The following is a 17,684-nucleotide window of genomic DNA, read 5'->3' on the forward strand; positions in this document are numbered from 1 at the left end:
AATCAGATTGAGCTTGATTTATTTATATTTTCTCTCACTAATGCTAATCCTTCTGAAAAAGAATCAGCTTCCTCAAATTGTGGCGGGATCACAAATTTTCCGGTTTTGTCGATATAACCCCACTTGTTACCTGTTTGCACCCGTGCCAATCCTTCTGAAAAAGCATCAGCAGCATCAAATTGTGGTGGAATCACGAACAATTCCATACCAGGAATATACTTGTAAGGTACAGTATTAATTTCCAGAACTCGACAAATAAATGCGGCTATTTCGCCTCTAGTAGCGTTTTTATTGGGCTGCAAGCGTCGGATATCTGGGTAGTTAACAACAATGCGTTTTTCCGTTGCGGCTGCGATCGCACGCGTTGCATAACTGGGAATTTGCCCAAAATCAGCGTAATACTTGTTCAAAGTATTGATTGGCTCTACTGTTACCCCATAATTTAACCCGGAAACTAAAGCCGTTAAAGCTTGCACACGCGGGATTGGTTGATTGGGTTTGAAAGAACGATTAGGATAGCCAGACAGATAATTTGTCTGATATGCTGATGCGATCGCCTTAGCCGCCCAGTGATTAGCTGGTATATCTATAAAGGTAATCCCAGGACGAGATGATGGCTGTCTTTGTAAAGCTTTGTAAATAATCGCCGCAAATTCAGCACGAGTCACAGGTGCATCGGGGCGAAACGTACCGTCTGGATAACCTTTGAATATATTTCTCTCGGCAGCAGCGAGAATAGATGCTTTTGCCCAATGGTTTTGAATATCTGAAAAAATAGACTCTTTCAACATACTGCAATCTGCTGTAATTATCCTAATTTCTAGGTTTCTATAAAATAGTTTCTAACAATCGCTGGAATTTTTATTTCAACTTAAACTCATCAAACTTTAAAACTTCTGAATCTGGTTTGCGAGTATCAAAGCGATAGCTGCTAATAATTCCGCTCCCAGTGTCAAAAATGCTGAAAACTGTGATGTCATTACTGGCAATATAAGGCATTGGCTGACCATTTTCTCCTAATGAAGGAGCAATTGTCGGTATCACAGGTTCTAATCCATTAGGATCGCCAATTTCAATATTATCTTTTTCATACCCTTTTGGCACTTCTCGCGTTCTTTTGCCCCAAGCAGCACCATAAGAATTGCCAACGTTAGATGTTTCGAGAAAGTGCATTCCACTAGAACTTACAAAGCGGTTCCATAAATGGGAATGTCCATAAAATACGAATTGCACATCAGCCGCTTCTAATAATGGGATAACATCACGAATAATATAATCTGCGTTTTTGGGATATTCGTAACGTAATATTTTGATATTGCCATCATCATCCCGTTCAATGATGGGAACTGGATTAGTATAGGGGGGGACGATGTTATCACCTAACGTATGGGGCGGATGGTGGAACATCACAACTTTGTATTTTGCTTGTTTAAATTCTGGGCTGTTGAGTTCTGCCTTTAGCCAATTATATTGCTGACTACCTTCAGAAATTGGCTCAAAAATAAACTGCCCATGACCCCAAGTTTTAGGGTATTTCAAGCCTGCTTGTTTTTCCTGATATCTACCTGTAACCTCTACATCTAAGCTGGGAGTCCGCCATGTATTTGTAATATATGGGACTACCAACCGCACATCACCAAAAGTGACTGCATAGTACTTTTTTCCACCTTCTTTACTTTGGGGTAGGGTGAAAATCTCTTCGTAGGTATCGGTATTAAATGAATTATCTTTTAGATATTTTTCGCCATACAACTTTAGGGCAACTTCACGGGGAATTCCATCATTAAATTCATTGTCTAAATTCCCTGTTTTTTGAAATCTTCCCATCACTTCATGATTACCAATGCAAGTAAACATGGGTGCGTGTTGAATTATTTGCCCACCTTTATAGGTTGTCTTAACTTGTTGGTGTTCCATTTCATAGTTAGCACGACCTTGCAAACCGGGAAATAAGGCACCACCTCGATTATCATCAAACCATTCTGAGGCGCGGTCAGGGACGTTGGCTAAATCACCGGCAAACCAAACCCCATCTACTTGTCCCACTGTCTCTACTACTTTTTGCAAATTCGCCGCTGTCATTGGTTTTAGCTGATGGTCTGAGGTGAGGAGAATTTTTAGTGGTGTTCCTGGTTTTGGGGTGGGTGCAAGGGTAAAAATATCGCTGCTAACACTTTCACCATCTTCTCTAACACTGGTGACGCGATAGGGAACCCGCACACCAGGAGTTAATTCGGTCACCTCCGCTTCATGTCGCCAAATGAGACGCCGAACAGGTTGTTTAAAAACTTGACTGTCTTGGGTTTGGTTTGCTACTCGTGATTTTTGGTCTTCTCTGGTGCGACTGAGTTTAGTAGTGTTTGCCTCGGCAGCTTTTACGAGATTTTCGCCATAGGTGACGCTGTGGTTACTACCTGCAAATTCCGTAAACCAAACTACTCGTACTGAAGTTTCAGTTGGCAGTTGCAAAAATGGGTCTGTCAGCAGTTGGGGTGCTGGTGTCATAATTGTTTGCCCGAATGAACGCACACTCACCAGGGTAAGGCAGATAGCAAACAGAAGTACAGCCGCTGGTAGTTTGATTCTCACCATTATGGGTTTGAGTATTACAAGACGAGAAAAAACACTCTTTATGACTAATAGACTTTTATCAAATTTACTCCAGAAGAATGCCGATCAAGGCTTTACTGCTTGGGATTTTCTGTTTATGATCATGATTATGGGGATTTTAGGCGCGATCGCACTTCCTAGTTTGATCAGCAGCAAAACTAAACTGACATCAGCGGAAGGAAAAATTTACATTGGCGCTATGAACCGTGGACAACAGGCAAATTTTTTGGAATACAGAAATTTTGCTAGTTCGATCAAAGATTTACAACTTGGCATCAAAACTCAAACACCCAACTACAACTACTCTATTCGTGTGACTGATAAAGCTGCGTATAATTATGCAATTGCTCGGCGAGAGTATGTTTCTGAGGGATTGTTTGATAGGAGGCCCGTTAAAACTTATGTTGGTGCTGTGTTTACTTTACCTACTCCCACCAAAAATTCTCAAAATCCTCAGGATGGACTGGGGACAGTTGCCATCATCTGTCAAGCAAATGCTCTTACTACTAGCCGCCCTGCTGATCCAACCTATCAAAATGGTGTTCTTGCCTGCGGTGATGGTACCAGCAGCCTTCCCCGTTAAAAAACCTGCCAATCTTTTGAAAAGACTAGCAGGTTAATTTTTTGCTCAATCGGAGCGGCGGGATTCGAACCCACGACCTCCACTACCCCAAAGTGGCGCGCTACCAAGCTGCGCTACGCCCCGTTTACTTAATCTTAGATTCTGGATTTTGGATTTTTCCAAATTTTTGAATCTAATGCTGATTAAGTCACTTTCCCAAGAATAGCACAAGGTCAAGGAAAATTACAACTTTTATTTAAAAAACCTTCAGCGTTATGGTGGCTTGCAACAAACCGCTGACTGCGGATGCATTCCATTGACCTTCCACACCTCGTCCTGTATTCAGGATGAAGCGCAAACTGTAGGCGTGGGCATAGCCTTCTACCTCCATCCACAATAAATCGCTTTCGGCTTCGCAGGCAATTTTCTCTTCATCCATTAGTTCCGTTGCCAGTTGCTTTATGGTGTCTGCTAATCTTGCCAACAGTCGGCAAAAGTCATTTAACTCGGCTTCGGTTAACTCAATTGCCCAGTCGTCTGTACCAACTAAGCCTTTAAATTCAACTGCGTCGGGGTTCCAGCCGATACGCCAACCAGTTCCACTTTTAACTAGACGTTCCATCTCAGCAATTCAAAATTAATCAACCAACTACAAATTATTTCAAGAGTTCTGCGCCTCCTCGTTGGGGACGCTGTGGGGTGGTGGAGGTATTCGGACTGGGTGTGGTGATGGGGTTAGGGGTGAGTGTGTTTTGAGAATTAGGATTGAAGATATTAACTAAGACTTGCACTAGGGTATCTCGCTGGCGGCGGCTGAAGCGGGCTATAGCTGCGCGATCGCCATCTATCGGATTTTCCCGCAATGTGTCACTCCCTGGATAGGCAGTTTCATACATAACTTCATTGGCATTCAGGTAATCTGCCAAAGTCAGTTTCCAATCTAAACGATAAATTGGCGATCGCCCTTTTACATAAATGTGATAGCGAATCAGCCGACTGATCAAGGTGTTATTTTCCTCAGTTTTCCCAGACTCTTTACTGATATATTTATTTTCCTGGGGGAGGTCGGGCAATTGCTGATACACTTGCTGCCAAACGTCGCTAGGACTGATTCTCTGGGCTACGGCGGGTTGGATGCTGAGTAAACTTGTATTGATTGATTTGCCTGTTCCTGAACCCAAAACAATCACGCTTACCACCATTAAGGCAATAATTATGGCGTTCGTCTGAGTTCTAAGTACTGAATTAATCTGCAAAAATATCGATTGGAGAATTGACCAAGGCAGAAGTTTTTTCTTTTCCATAAAGCATAAATTCTGAGTTGAAAGTGCTGTTAAGCTTTATTTTGATTCAGCACACTGCACTTTCAACTCAGCACTATTTTACAGAGCCGTTTTTTATAGTTCGCCGATTATTTCTGGTTGAGTTAGTTCATCAGACATTTCGATAATTGCTCTGAGTACGGGTTTCATCATTGCATCTTCGTTATTTTCAAAGTCTTCATAACGCCGACGCTTGGCACGATTTGCCACTTGAACCGTAATGCGGTAGCGATTTGAGGCAGCACTGATCAGTTCCTCGGCACGCTGCATCACTTGGGACTGGGTTGTCTCGAACTTAGAACGCTTAAGCATAGTTATTGGTTCTTGGGGTTATTAAATCAGTTTAGCAGCACTGAAATAGGGGTTTACCAATTTTGCTCGGCAAGTCTGACGATCTCCAGAAATCGCTGTAGGGTTGGGGATGATTCATTTGGTCGCCAAATTACGGCGATAGCGAAGCGCTGCTGCTTTCAGCAGATCGCAACTTTTGAGGTGTTTTCTGGCAAAGTTTTATATACTACCCCAGTCCGTTGCAGGTTTTGCAAAGATGCGGGTACGATCGCCACCTATCAGCCGCCACTAGACTAACTATGGTTTGCATCTGAATGGCGAATTGTGTCACCTTGGGACTAAAGCCTGCTTGCTGGCAAAGACTGATAATTAAGTCATAGAGTCCGGGCGCTAAGATTCTGGGAAATAAAATAAATGGTTCATCGGTAAGCGATCGCCAACTAATATCAGATTGGTTAGCTAGCGAATGTGTTTCTGGAAGCGCGACTATCAGCGATTCTTGAAAAATTGTCTCCCAGCTAAATCTATGGCAAAGCAAAATTATCTGGTTTCACCGTTTATGACTAATATTTCCCTAGCCAAGAATGTTTGGGATAGTGCCCTGTATGAAGACAAACACGCCTTCGTGTGGCAGTATGGCGAGGACTTATTACAATTACTTAACCCTCAGCCGGGAGAACAAATTCTCGATCTTGGCTGTGGTACCGGACAACTCGCGGAAAAAATTGCCTTAGCTGGGGCTGAGGTGATGGGAATCGATAACGCCCCGACGATGATTCAAAAGGCAAGACAAAACTATCCGCATTTGCGCTTTGATGTTGCTGAAGCCCAGAATTTTCGAGTAACCCAGCCGTTGGATGCGGTGTTTTCTAATGCTGCACTACATTGGGTGAAAGAGGCAGAAAAAGCGATCGCTTCTATTCATCAAGCCCTAAAACCAGGGGGACGATTTGTGGCTGAGTTTGGCGGTAAGGGCAATGTGGATGCGATCGCTAAAGCTTTAGAAACTACATTGGATGCGATCGCTATTCCTGAACCACAAGCGCTTAATCCCTGGTATTTCCCCAGTATTGGCGAGTACGCCACCCTACTGGAAAAACAAGGTTTTGATGTTATCTATGCCAACTTATTTTCTCGTCCCACTCCCCTAGCAGAGGGAGAAACAGGTATGGCGAACTGGATTCAGATGTTTGCCAGCGCTTTCCTTGCAGGGCTATCTGTTGAGCAACAAATACAAGTAATTCGCACTGTTGAGAAACACCTTAAACCAACGCTGTATCATGCGGGAACCTGGACAGCCGACTATCGGCGAATTCGCATCGTTGCCATTAAACTTTAAATTATGCAGATCGTCACCAAATAGCAACGGTAATTATTGAAATGGGTTCTTGGGTATTGGTGAAAATTCATTACCCTTTACCCATAACCGAATAGCAGATTAATCCACAATCCCAAATGGTATCAGCTATGTTTAGACATCAAGTGCTTGGTTGCAAAATGTCCCTTCCACTCCTACTAACCATCAGCCTCACAACAATTTCCTTATTACCAATCCCGCCCTCACCCGCACAAACAGTACCGCTACCATCAGATGCGCCTCTAGAACTAGAGTTCTTAACTAAGCCAAAAGCTTCTGTGATCACAGCCGACACCATTAACCCAGAAAAATTAACCGTTCCCAGTTTATGGTGGGCAAAAGAAAACTCAGAAAACAAACTGTTGGATAACTGGATAGCCTATCCAGCTTCTGAGAAAGAATCTGCACGTGTAGACTTGATAGTGAATCAGCAAATTTGGACTTTATTAGATTATGTAGAGCGCTACGATTTTGTCAATCGTTTGGGTAGCGTATCCCGAAATTTCGGTTACAACGTCCGAGTTTTCAACTATCAACAAGAACCCTTAGCAACTTACACTTGCAACTTTAGCACCAGTCCAGAATTATGCAGAATCCAGATGGGTAATCAAACCAAGATAGGGTTACGGCGTACTTCCTAGATTGGCTACTGGAGACTGGCTGACAAGGGAAAATTCTTGAATAAGTCTCTTTCTTGTCTATTCCAGTTACCAATTACCAATTACCTTTTTCCCCAATTTAAGCCTTAAGTTTAGAGAACAAAGACTCATACTGCTTTGTTGCTGATAGAGATAAAGGCAGCAGAAATTCACTTTTTTGGAAAATTTGTGGATTAGTCAATAATAGGTTTTGTAATGGTTCTTGAATATCTGATGCCACAATATTTGTAGAAATTGGCGAATTACTTTTGGTCAACAGAGAAATCTGCTTGGCAATATTTGGTTGCCAACAAAAATCAATCCATTGATATGGTAAAGACGCTTTACCAACACCTGTCGGGCGTACCCACAAGTCAGCCCAAATTGCCGTTCCTGACTGAGGAATAACTACAGTGAGTTGGGGATAACGCCCAAGAAGCGGTACTATATCACTTGACCAACCAACCGCTAGCCAAGTATCCCCGATGATTAGCGGTTCTAAGTAGTTATTAGAACTGTAGAACTTTACTTGTTGGTTTAATTTCTGTAATTCAGTTTGCAATTCAGGTATTTGGTCAAGATTTTCTGTGTTGTAAGATTTTCCTAGCTTTTTTAACACCAGACCGATTACTTCCCTTGGTTGATTGAGTAGGGAAATGCGCTGCTGCAACTCATCTCGCCACAAATCATTCCAATCCCTCGGACGCCAATCCAATTTTTCAAACTTTTCACGGTTATAAACAATCACCGTACTACCCCAACGGTAAGGCGCACCCCACACTTTTCCTTGAGGATTCAGGTTCCCTAAATCGTCGCGCTGCACCAGTTTCTGCCACTTTTGATCTAAAACAGACCACTGTTTTACCTGTTCTACTTCCAGCGGTTGAATCAGCTTCTGCTCAATTGCTGCTTTTAACCAATAATCTCCCAATGTGACTAAATCAGCGATCGCCACTTTTTTACCTTGTGACCAGGGGATATAACGACGCCATCCCTCTTGATCACTGGCTTTTGGCGAATGCTGCCAACTTTGCAATTGCTGAAATAAATCCTGTATCTGCTCAATTGGCGCAAACTTTAACTGTACCTTTTGCTGCAAATTTTTGTGAAATTGATTAACCACCTGACCAGGTATAGAACCTTTTAATAGCTGCACATTGAGTTGCGATTGGTTCTTTCCTCCACACCCAATTAGCAGTTGCGAAACTGCCAGACCACTTGTACCTAGCAAAAAAGACCGTCGATCCATCGATTTTGAGATTTTTAATTCTATTTAAATATTCAGCTAAGGGCCAGCTTGGGTAGAGGCTCTGAAAACAGTGTAGCTCCTCTTCTTTGGTAACCCATGAGTTCTTTAAACACACTTTTATGCCACTTGAGGGCAAAATAGCGATCGCTTTGGCGGCTTTTGGACTTTTCTGATTGATTCAGGACTTACGTAAAAATGAAGTGAAGCTCTCTTTTATCAGAAATCCTGACAAAATCTGCATAAATTATGAATATATTGACTAAGTTTGCCCTAAATTTAGTGATTTTTTGGCATTTATCTAGCCAAAAAATCACCTTTTTCCCCAAAAAAATCTGTCTAAATACCTATCCTAAACATTGATTAATACCTATGGTCGAGGGCTTAAGTATCGCCAAAACATGAAAAGTTAAATAATTCATAAGTATGGTTAAGATTCTCAGTAAAGTGCATAACATAGAGAAAATCTTTGAATAAAGGTATTAAATGGAGCCATTACAAAAGCAAGTCCTGACTTTGAGCCAGAAACTGGATGCCCTTCACCAGGTGATGGAGCAACTTGACACAAAAGTTTCTCAAGCTTTATCTGAGTGCGCCTTAGATAAAACACAGGCCAGGAATAATGATTTAGAAAATAACGAGGCTGGGCGTTACCAGTTTAAAGGGCATCTCAGTTTTAATCCAGAATTAGAACACAAGGATATATTGACAGACGGCATGTATCCAGACATGAATCGTCAAGCTGGAGATAAGCAAATTACACCAGAAATTCAAATACAACGACTAACAGCACAATTAACAGCAGCTTACAATCGCATTGCTGCCTTAGAAGAACAATTACTGAGAGAGAGAATTCACTAAAGGACTTCCTGAGCAAAAATCATTCCTAGTGTTCCATTCCGCATCAGGCAAACGGAAAGCCCCATTAGAAAGCTAAAATATATTCGCTCATCCAAGGCTTCTCCGTATCTGTCTGCGTGTATCCAAGTTCCCAAGGCTTGGGAGGGCATGCGGTTTCATCTGCTACTTTACTCACCCTTAGAGGAGCATCACCACTAATTCTCTCCCTTTTGTCCAATACCTACCAAGTTTCGCTAAATTGGAAAAAGGTAAACTCAAGGAAACTTTAAATGTCAGCACAACTGTTACTGGTGGATGATGAACCGGGACTGAGGGAAGCTGTAAAAGACTATTTGCAAGAAAGCGGTTTCAGCGTTCGAGTCGCCAGTAACGCCCGTGAAGGTTGGGATTTGATGCAGCAAAATACACCGGACTTAGTGATTTCTGATATCATGATGCCCCAGGTGGACGGCTATCAGTTCCTCAAGCAACTGCGAAATGACCCCCGCTTCCAAGCCCTCCCAGTAGTATTCTTAACTGCTAAAGGAATGACAGGCGATCGCATTCAAGGCTATCAAGCTGGTGTTGATGCCTATTTGCCCAAACCTTTCGATCCAGATGAGTTAGTAGCAATCATCGAAAACTTGCTGGTACGCCGCACAGCTAAGTCTCAGGCTCAGGGTGAAGAGAGTGAAACCCCCGATATTGCGGAACTAGCCAATCAGATTGCCCAAATTAAGGCTTTGTTAACCCAAAGAAATGCCATCTCTCAATCTCCAGCCCCGTTTAAAATCGATTTGACCCCCAGAGAGCAAAGCGTTTTAAATTTGGTAGCTGAAGGGTTGATGAACAAAGAAATTGCCCGTCGCTTAGAAACCAGCGTTCGCAATGTTGAAAAGTACGTTAGCCGTTTGTTTAGTAAAACTGGCACGAATAGCCGCACAGAATTAGTTCGTTTTGCTCTAGAACATGGTTTAGCTAGCTGACAGACCCCCTAACACGCACGCTCTTCTACAATTCGCGAAAATTCGACTTGTTGGTTGAGTCCGAACAAAAGTCTGCTTTTAATTTTCGGTAATTGGGTGCTAACCGATTACTGAATTACTTAATTACCAGCTATACAGATAAAAAATCGGTAAAATGCACCCAGTTGAATTTGCGGACCAGCTATGGCTGTAACCTGTCTTAACACATATGGACTTTCCTGAATATCTCTCAAGGCGGTTTTAACCGCTCGTTCGCCGACACTCAGGTCTGAAGACACCCTTGCTTGTCGGCTTCTCGATTCTCTTTTGTCAAATAATTAACGAAAAAGGTTACTAGCTAATTTTTTTTTCAAATCGCAGCGCAACTTTGGTATTTTACAATTTCCCGGGAACATGATTCTTTAAAAACCCTAGCCCACCTTGGAAGCAAGGCTTGAATGTATCAGTAAGTAGCCAAGTAGATTCTGCGTGCAAAAGGTCAGGGCTACTGTAGACGCTTTTCTTAGCTTCCCGCAGGTAATACCCAGCTTGTAACCGTAGTACTCAGGTTATTCAAGCCAAATTTGTTGTCAGCATAAATAGTCATGGGCAAACTTAAAATGAATTCACCATTCAATGTGCTTGGCACAATTTGCCCCTACGCAAATTTAATTATTGACTATTGCTGTCGGCGAAATTCCGTAAGCGCATCAGTTGGCGTCGCATTTGCGGTGAGGCTTTGAACTCAGAAACCTCCTGCGCCTTCACAGAGGCTTGCAGCGTCTCCAGAAAGTCGTCAGACCCCTCAGTCAAAGCATCTAGCAGCACCTGCAACAGTTGCTCGCGATCGCCCAATAGACTTTTTTCCTCAATCAAACGGAATTTGAGATGAATTTCGCACTCATAAACACCCACTTCGAGATTATTTATTTGGCGCGGTAATGCTTTGGAGTTCATAGTTTTGAGGATTCCTTTATTTTGGTGGTCATCAGGGTGAGAAGCTAGATCTCCAGCAAAAATTCTCTAGATTTTTTTTTTGAATCCAAAGTGTTTTGAATTAAGAATTTGTCTTCATCCAGAACATTGGTATTCTATTTCACTCTCCTGTGTTGTTTTTTGCCACCTAGACCAACACTGTCTTGGGTTTAATGTTTCTGTGCCGGTTATGGCTAAAATAAACCATAAACTATTATTCAGTTTTTCAGTTTCTGTACAATAAAGTTTCTGTAAGAAGTTGCAAGTGCTTTTTAAAGGTTTTTACATCAACTTCATCTAAACGTCAATAACAGTTTGACTTATTACTAGCTTTCTGGTGTTTATACGTAAGTAAAAACGCTGTATTTTTCCCATTGGCTGAAAGATAGATGACGGTATGCCGCAATTACGTAAAATTACTAGATGTACCTTTTTTTCATCAGCAAATTCAGGGGGAGTTAATGAGCAAAGTTATGAGGGGTAAAAATTGTGTTTTGCAGGACAATATATATATACACCGAATCAAATTATTCTAGCCAACAACCCTACAAAATAGAGCAAGAAGTTGGATTCGCCTACCCGCTAAACCCGGAAATTGTGTTGAATTTCTAGGTAAAGTATCCTTCACGGGTGGGATGAAAGACAAACTACCCACGACATCCTCGAATCAAGCCCTCTGCCTTTGTTGGTAAAGTCTACTATCGCGGGATCTTGCCGCACCAAATACCAGATCACCAAAGTTAATAGTTTGAAAAGTACCCACCAAATGCAGAATTTGACTACTGAAATGAGGTAAAAGCTTGTAAATCTACCTCTTGCATAGTTCGGCAACCTACTATGGTAAGTAGATTGGAAGTCCCCAAGAATCCCCCGCGCTGTTTTCCGGGGCGATTGTCAACGTGATTTCCTTCTTCATTAACCCAAACCTTACACCCTTTTTATGGACAACCCGATGCTGCTCAAGTCCACAACCCGCCATATTCGCATATTTGCGGCGGAAATGAACCAAGATGAACTGGTTCCCAGTAATCATGTCTTAACGTTAGATGTTGATCCAGACAACGAATTCAACTGGAATGAAGATGCACTACAAAAGGTTTATCGCCAGTTTGATGAACTAGTAGAAGCATCTAGTGGCGTAGATTTAACAGACTATAACTTACGCCGGATTGGGTCTGACTTGGAGCATTATCTGCGATCGCTTCTCCAAAAAGGCGAAATTAGCTACAATCTGTCTAGCCGCGTCACTAACTACAGCATGGGACTACCCCAAGTAGCAACTGAATAAAATCAATCTTAGTTAAGAGTTATGCAATTGTTTAACTCTTAACTACTTAGGGACAAATTACTACCTCTACCAAATCCGCAATAGCAAGTCTCAATAAGAACTGCCTAATCATTAAACTACCTAAGAAGAAATTTGTTCAATTATTTTTCTCTGAGCAAAGAATTTTCAAAACAGTCAGCGCAAATGTGGATGACTGTTTCGCTCTGCCACAACCTTCACCTAATTTCGGGGTTTGTCAACTTGGAAAATGCTGAATAAAATCAAAAATATATGATCTATATTTAACCTTCTCTGTAGCCCTTGATTAGCTAATCAGTCAGCTCTATTAATTTTTAATTAAAGTTAATTAATGCCCACCTACTTATAAACTAAAGAAATTCCAGCATTATCTGCCGCTTGATGATGGAATAATTAACTAACAGCAGATAGCGCAGTTGTGCTTGGGTTATGCTTTGGTGACAGGGTGGAATTTGGTTGCTTTGTCTAGGTCGAGTCAACAGGGCATTAGCAGCTATGATGAGGCTATAGAGTTGACTTAGGAGCGTGTTCTTTGGATAAGTAGGTAGTAAATAAGTATTAGCACCTGCTGGTAGTTGCCAGCCAAAATCACGATCCACAGTTGGATATGTCGAGTTCAAGAAATATGAGTGGCCTAGATTGCTGCTGCCAATTGCTGTTGAAGAAATTGCCTATCGCTGATCGGTGCGACAACTATGAGTGAAGACGTGCCAACGCTCTACTGCCCAAATGAATATTGTCAGGCTGCTAACCCCTTGAACCACAAGTTTTGCCAGCAATGCCGCACACCCATACCTAAACGTTATCTCTGGGCTGTGGGAGATGGTTTGAGTTTGAGTAGCCCTGGAGAAATATTAGCCGATCGCTATTTAGTTATCAGTACATCCATCGTTTTAGATACCAGACCGAGTTTATCACCCCTAACGCCTGAGTTAGATGATTTACAGGCAATCAGCGCTTATCTGAGGCTAATTCCCTACCGCTTACACATACCACAGGTATATGGAGTGCTGCTTCTGGCCCAGGGGCAATCCCGAAAAGAAATATTACTATTAGAAAAACCGCCGCTCGACACTGATGGCGAACCAACTCAAGTAAATCTGTGCAGCGAGTTTACCACTGCTTGGCGTGATGCTTCATCGCTCCGCCAAATCAATTATTTGTGGCAAATAGCTCATTTATGGCAACCGCTTTTGAGCGAAGGGGCAGCCTCAAGCTTAATCGACCCTTATTTATTAAGGGTAGAAGGGTCATTAGTACGCTTATTGGAATTGCGTGTTGACTCAATTACAGCCCCAACACTATCGCAATTAGGTGAATTTTGGCTGCCTTTAGCGTCAGAAGCGCAGCCAGCCATAGCTGAATTTGTGCAGCAAATTAGCCATGCACTGATTCAGGGAGAGATCAATTCATCTGAGCAACTAATTACAGTTTTAGATCGAGGACTGGCAGAATTAGGGCGAGCCTCCTCCGGAGGAACAACGCTGACGCAAACAAGTTCGCTTAAAATTTTCACCAAAACGGATACTGGCCCCAGCCGTCAACGTAACGAAGATGCCTGTTACCCCCCCGCTGGCAACCTTGTGAGTAAACCACCGCAGCAGATAGCCTTAGCTATTGTCTGTGATGGCATTGGTGGGCATGAGGGAGGTAATGTAGCATCAGCCTTAGCAATTGAAACCCTCCAGCAGCAAGTCAAGCAACTAACATCGGTTCCCTACGACCACATAGACCCTTCACTGTTGCTCTCTGACTTAGAATTGGCAGTGGCATCTGTGAATGATAAAATCAGCCAGCGCAACGACAACGAAAAACGCCAAGGGCGTCAACGCATGGGAACCACCTTGGTGATGGCATTGCCAATTGCCCACTCCATGTACATTACCCATGTCGGCGATAGTCGTGCCTACTGGATTACACGCCACGGCTGTTATCAAGTTACTCTTGATGATGATGTTGCTTCCCGCGAAGTACGGTTGGGTTATGCCATCTATCGTGATGCTGTGCAACAAGGTGGTGCTGGCTCTTTAGTGCAGGCTTTAGGGATGAGTAAGAGCACCTCACTGCATCCGACTTCCCAAAGGTTTATCCTCGACGAAGATGCGGTTTTCCTACTGGCATCCGATGGTTTGACTGATTTTGATCGTGTGGAGGATTACTGGGAAACAGAAATCTTACCCATCCTGACTGGGAAAACAAATGTCGAAAATGTGGCCGAGAAATTAGTAGAAATTGCTAATACTAAAAATGGACACGACAATGTCACGATCGCTTTAGTACACTATCAAGCCAAATATTCTGAACCAGAGTCAAGCATCACAGCAGATCTTGCCAACAGTGTCTCAGTTACAACGGCTGATTTAGCGCCAAGAACGACAGATGGAACCGACTCAGACCACACCAGCCAGAAAACCAAAGTAATTCCAGACAGCAAGCCGAACACAATTTCCCAATTGCCGCTACATTGGATAGTTCCTTTATTATTGGCTGTAGCTGCTGGTTTAGCGGGTTTCTGGGTGATGCAACTGCGATCGCCATCCTTCACGATTTCAACTCCCGTCAATCCAGAGACAACTCCCAATCCCACTACCGAAGCAACACCCACACCACGAAATCTTGCTAACCTCGCAATCGGTTGGGTAATTCAAACCAACACTCAAATAAGCTTGAACAATCAGGAATCTTTTCCTACTGGTAGTTTTTTACAAGTTATCGGCACAAACCCAAAACCCAAAGCTGCTGGTGACTTGGCTGTGAATCTGCGGGTCTGTTCAACTTCATCACCATCCACCACAGGGCCAGCTAAATCAAAGTCTGTAACGAAACCAGAGAAAACAGTCTTGTTTGATTTGTCTCAGCTACAACGTTTTGGGGTGTCAGTTTTACAATCCGACGAACCAAGTCCATGTGATCAACCATCGGTTAGTCAACCACAAGAACTAGATGGTCAAATCGATAGCAATCCAACTGAGCCAAAGACTCGATAAACTGGTAAAAACCTGAAATAATACAGGTAACAATCGGAGTCAAAAATTCACTAGGTAGAAATTTTGCCTGGAAAAATTGTTAGTTGAAATTATTTGTTTTTACCTTTTAATTTAATGAATCCATTGCCATCTCTAAACCTGGCGATCACCCGTCTGGTAAACACTGGCACTGATAACTTTGTCATTTGGGTGGTTAAAGCTCCCTATCTCAGTGGCTATGTTCTGCGTGACTGCGTCTTTAGCGTTGAACTCAGTCAAGTCTGGCAAGAATGGCAACAGATGTTTGCTGGTCATAGTCGCTTAGATATATCGCCAAAACTAACCCAGGGGCAGACAAACCCACTGCCCCAAGACTTGCTTGGACAAACGTTGGGTCAGACCCCAGGGCCTTATACTAGCCGTCTGATGCAATACTTGGGAATTAATTTATGGCGCTGGGTTTTTGACGACCCAATTCTCGGTAGTCTAGAACGCAGTCGCGGTATTGCTATGGGTCAGCATCAACGTTTGCGCTTTCGACTGGATATTCGTGACCCAGATTTAATCGCTCTACCTTGGGAAATCATGCAGCGCGAACCTGGTCAATCAGCAATGTCTCTTGGACAAGATATATTGTTTAGTCGGACTACCTGCTCCGTTGAACCCCTGCCCTATTTGTCAACAGATCAGGCTTTAAAGGCTTTAAATATCTTGCTGGTTTTAGGGCATGATCAGAACCTGCAATTGGAAACAGAAGCAGCTATTCTTGAACGAACCTTCTTTAAAGGTAGTTCAGAGGGTAGCAATTCCCTAGGATATGCACCTTGCATGGTGAAGACACTCTTACAACCCACTCCACAAGAGTTAATTCAAGAGCTAGAAACCAAAGCATACAATGTCTTTTTTTACGCTGGTCACGGTCTACCAGCCCCAGACGGAGGGGTACTTTTTTTGCAACTTGGCATGACCCTCAATGGGATAGAATTGGCACAAGTATTGAGCCGTACAGGTGTAAAATTGGCGGTTTTCAATGCCTGTTGGGGAGCACAACCAGCTGCCATCAATCGTCAGGCTATACCCGCCAGCAGTTTAGCAGAAGTGCTGATCCGTCAAGGTGTGCCGGCGGTTTTAGGGATGCGTGACGAAATCGCTGACCAGGAAAGTCACAGTTTTATTCAAGCCTTTACTGAAGCTTTGCGAGCAAAAAAGCCAATTGATGAAGCTGTGGCAGAAGCAAGGCAAAAGCTGTTAACACTATATAAATTTAATCAACCAGCTTGGACTTTGCCAGTTCTCTACATGCATCCAGATTTTGATGGCGAACTCATTAGAAGTGATGAGAGAACCATCATCCCCGAAATCCAGCTGCCAGCTTTTTTGCGATCGCTTTTACCAGGAAGTACCGCTCAAAGGTTAGGTTCTGGAGTCACCCGCATTGGTCGTGAGAAAAAAAATGATATCGTCGTCCCAGAAGCATCGGTTTCCAAAGACCATGCCGAAATCTTCTGCCGAACTACTATCACTGGCGCTACAAGAGTGCAAACTTATTATCTGCGAGATTGCTCTAGCTACGGAACTTGGATTTTAAATCCTCATGGTTGGCAACAAATCCTCCGGGAGGAAGTCCCTTTAAAATCGGGAATGCAGCTAAAATTTGGTAGTGCTAAAGGTGAAACATGGGAGTTTATTATTGAAGACGTCTAATTAAGGTATTAATCCAAATGGGTTGTCAGTTATCAGCCTCAAAAACCTATGCTCACCAAATAAAAGCTCAATTTTTTTTGCGGAAATTCGGCTATTCCAGTTGTAGCTGTAAATAGCGTTAATTAATTAATTGTGAGGCGACAGATGACTAATAAAATTAACAGTTCAGACACTTTCCCAGCTTTGTCATCTCCATTGGATTTAGAGTTATTAGAAGCATTATTAGAACCTGATGATGCCACTTATCCGTGGAATCCGGCTGATGAAGAATCAGAAGCTTATTTTTACCAATTAGAACAGCAGTTTACGCTTCCGGATTGGCTGGAGGCAGAACTGACAACAAGCTCACAGGATTTTTATCACCATCTAGACACTCTTTGGTCGGAAATTACTGTATGTGACAATCATACTACAGAACAGACAGTTGCGGATCATCTTCAAGAAAATTTATATGGAGTTTTTGCTGCCTCTGTCCCCCAAATTTGGCTCAAAGCGATTGCCCAGAAAGCGTCCGAGATTTTTGCTTCCCAGCAATCAACAGGCGAGCAACTAGTTGAGTGCGTTCAGGCTGTATTACCAAATTGGGGAGTAGAAGACCTCTTAGTTTTAGCTCGTCCTTTTGCTTACTCAATGCGTGGTAGCCGACAGCAAAGTGTAGTATCTGTAATAAATAATGTTGGTAATCGAAACTGGACAGGTTTATCGGAAATAGAGCAAGCAAAAGTTAGTTTAGCGATCGCACACTATGCCCTAATCGAACTCAACAACAAGCAAAAAACTGAAGCTTAAATTCCGTTCCTGAGATCTTTACTCAGACTGAAGCTTTAATTCAATTCAAGTGGTCATTATAACTGCTTGCTAGTGGCACTGATGTTGTAAATCTCAAAGTAATAGAGTGATTA

Annotated in this window: 18 protein-coding genes, 1 tRNA gene and 1 pseudogene; 9 read left to right on the forward strand and 11 right to left on the reverse strand. The window is 42.7% G+C overall.

The features are described 5' to 3' along the window. Positions 1-2: 2 nt before the first annotated feature. Both CYLST_RS35990 and CYLST_RS17110 read right to left on the reverse strand, forming a co-directional pair. The gene (locus CYLST_RS35990) at positions 3-791 is read right to left on the reverse strand and encodes an S-layer homology domain-containing protein (RefSeq protein WP_015208981.1); all 789 of its coding nucleotides are present in this window, start codon (positions 789-791) and stop codon (positions 3-5) included. A 70-nt stretch (positions 792-861) separates the two neighbouring features. Next, entirely contained in the window at positions 862-2,592 is a 1,731-nt protein-coding gene (locus CYLST_RS17110) for a purple acid phosphatase family protein (RefSeq protein ID WP_015208982.1), read from the reverse strand. Positions 2,593-2,632: 40 nt separating this feature from the next. Between CYLST_RS17110 and CYLST_RS17115 the strand changes: the two genes are divergently transcribed. Then, entirely contained in the window at positions 2,633-3,193 is a 561-nt protein-coding gene (locus tag CYLST_RS17115) for a type IV pilin-like G/H family protein (RefSeq protein ID WP_157162602.1), read from the forward strand. A 49-nt stretch (positions 3,194-3,242) separates the two neighbouring features. On the opposite strand, the gene CYLST_RS17120 is transcribed toward CYLST_RS17115, so the two are convergent. The 5 genes and pseudogenes from CYLST_RS17120 to CYLST_RS33450 form a co-directional block, all read right to left on the reverse strand. Next, a tRNA-Pro gene (locus tag CYLST_RS17120) sits at positions 3,243-3,316 on the reverse strand. 112 nt (positions 3,317-3,428) lie between these two features. Then, positions 3,429-3,794, reverse strand: a complete 366-nt coding sequence (locus CYLST_RS17125; protein ID WP_015208984.1) for a DUF1818 family protein — start codon at positions 3,792-3,794, stop codon at positions 3,429-3,431. Between the two features lie 34 nt (positions 3,795-3,828). Beyond that, a complete protein-coding gene (locus tag CYLST_RS17130; protein WP_015208985.1) occupies positions 3,829-4,476 on the reverse strand; it encodes a hypothetical protein in 648 nt (215 codons plus the stop codon). A 93-nt stretch (positions 4,477-4,569) separates the two neighbouring features. Next, on the reverse strand, positions 4,570-4,806 hold the full coding sequence (locus tag CYLST_RS17135) for a DNA-directed RNA polymerase subunit omega (RefSeq protein WP_015208986.1): 237 nt from the start codon (positions 4,804-4,806) through the stop codon (positions 4,570-4,572). Positions 4,807-4,859: 53 nt separating this feature from the next. Beyond that, a pseudogene (locus CYLST_RS33450) lies at positions 4,860-5,308 on the reverse strand (LysR family substrate-binding domain-containing protein); the annotation flags it as partial. A 36-nt stretch (positions 5,309-5,344) separates the two neighbouring features. On the opposite strand from CYLST_RS33450, the gene CYLST_RS17140 reads away from it, so the two are divergent. Both CYLST_RS17140 and CYLST_RS17145 read left to right on the forward strand, forming a co-directional pair. Further along, positions 5,345-6,124 carry a class I SAM-dependent methyltransferase gene (locus CYLST_RS17140; RefSeq protein WP_015208987.1) on the forward strand — a complete coding sequence of 260 codons (780 nt, stop codon included), beginning with the start codon at positions 5,345-5,347 and terminating at the stop codon, positions 6,122-6,124. Between the two features lie 158 nt (positions 6,125-6,282). Continuing rightward, positions 6,283-6,783 carry a hypothetical protein gene (locus CYLST_RS17145; RefSeq protein ID WP_015208988.1) on the forward strand — a complete coding sequence of 167 codons (501 nt, stop codon included), beginning with the start codon at positions 6,283-6,285 and terminating at the stop codon, positions 6,781-6,783. A gap of 97 nt (positions 6,784-6,880) precedes the next feature. Here CYLST_RS17145 and CYLST_RS17150 read toward each other — a convergent pair whose 3' ends face one another. Continuing rightward, positions 6,881-8,029 (reverse strand): extracellular solute-binding protein, encoded by a 1,149-nt coding sequence (locus tag CYLST_RS17150; RefSeq protein ID WP_015208989.1) that lies wholly within the window; start codon positions 8,027-8,029, stop codon positions 6,881-6,883. A gap of 483 nt (positions 8,030-8,512) precedes the next feature. Between CYLST_RS17150 and CYLST_RS17155 the strand changes: the two genes are divergently transcribed. Together CYLST_RS17155 and CYLST_RS17160 are read left to right on the forward strand one after the other, a co-directional pair. Next, positions 8,513-8,887 (forward strand): hypothetical protein, encoded by a 375-nt coding sequence (locus CYLST_RS17155; RefSeq protein ID WP_015208990.1) that lies wholly within the window; start codon positions 8,513-8,515, stop codon positions 8,885-8,887. A 269-nt stretch (positions 8,888-9,156) separates the two neighbouring features. Continuing rightward, complete coding sequence (locus tag CYLST_RS17160; RefSeq protein WP_015208991.1) at positions 9,157-9,852, forward strand: response regulator transcription factor; 696 nt, start codon at positions 9,157-9,159, stop codon at positions 9,850-9,852. Between the two features lie 119 nt (positions 9,853-9,971). On the opposite strand, the gene CYLST_RS34620 is transcribed toward CYLST_RS17160, so the two are convergent. Together CYLST_RS34620 and CYLST_RS17165 are read right to left on the reverse strand one after the other, a co-directional pair. Next, on the reverse strand, positions 9,972-10,130 hold the full coding sequence (locus CYLST_RS34620) for a hypothetical protein (RefSeq protein ID WP_157162603.1): 159 nt from the start codon (positions 10,128-10,130) through the stop codon (positions 9,972-9,974). A 373-nt stretch (positions 10,131-10,503) separates the two neighbouring features. Then, positions 10,504-10,788, reverse strand: coding sequence for an Npun_R1517 family heterocyst differentiation transcriptional regulator (locus tag CYLST_RS17165; protein ID WP_015208992.1), 285 nt, complete (start codon positions 10,786-10,788; stop codon positions 10,504-10,506). Positions 10,789-11,746: 958 nt separating this feature from the next. On the opposite strand from CYLST_RS17165, the gene ndhM reads away from it, so the two are divergent. Then, positions 11,747-12,094: an NAD(P)H-quinone oxidoreductase subunit M gene (gene ndhM, locus CYLST_RS17170; RefSeq protein WP_041233143.1), complete on the forward strand. Its 348-nt coding sequence runs from the start codon at positions 11,747-11,749 to the stop codon at positions 12,092-12,094. Between the two features lie 368 nt (positions 12,095-12,462). On the opposite strand, the gene CYLST_RS17175 is transcribed toward ndhM, so the two are convergent. Continuing rightward, a complete protein-coding gene (locus CYLST_RS17175) occupies positions 12,463-12,711 on the reverse strand; it encodes a hypothetical protein (RefSeq protein WP_041233144.1) in 249 nt (82 codons plus the stop codon). Positions 12,712-12,807: 96 nt separating this feature from the next. Between CYLST_RS17175 and CYLST_RS17180 the strand changes: the two genes are divergently transcribed. The 3 genes from CYLST_RS17180 to CYLST_RS17190 all read left to right on the forward strand — a co-directional run bounded on the left by CYLST_RS17180 (position 12,808) and on the right by CYLST_RS17190 (position 17,571). Beyond that, positions 12,808-15,099 carry a protein phosphatase 2C domain-containing protein gene (locus tag CYLST_RS17180; protein ID WP_015208994.1) on the forward strand — a complete coding sequence of 764 codons (2,292 nt, stop codon included), beginning with the start codon at positions 12,808-12,810 and terminating at the stop codon, positions 15,097-15,099. A gap of 114 nt (positions 15,100-15,213) precedes the next feature. Next, complete coding sequence (locus CYLST_RS17185) at positions 15,214-16,782, forward strand: CHAT domain-containing protein (RefSeq protein WP_015208995.1); 1,569 nt, start codon at positions 15,214-15,216, stop codon at positions 16,780-16,782. 144 nt (positions 16,783-16,926) lie between these two features. Then, a complete protein-coding gene (locus tag CYLST_RS17190) occupies positions 16,927-17,571 on the forward strand; it encodes a hypothetical protein (RefSeq protein WP_015208996.1) in 645 nt (214 codons plus the stop codon). Positions 17,572-17,684: the final 113 nt, after the last annotated feature.

The sequence above is a fragment of the Cylindrospermum stagnale PCC 7417 genome (assembly GCF_000317535.1).
Taxonomy (GTDB): domain Bacteria; phylum Cyanobacteriota; class Cyanobacteriia; order Cyanobacteriales; family Nostocaceae; genus Cylindrospermum; species Cylindrospermum stagnale.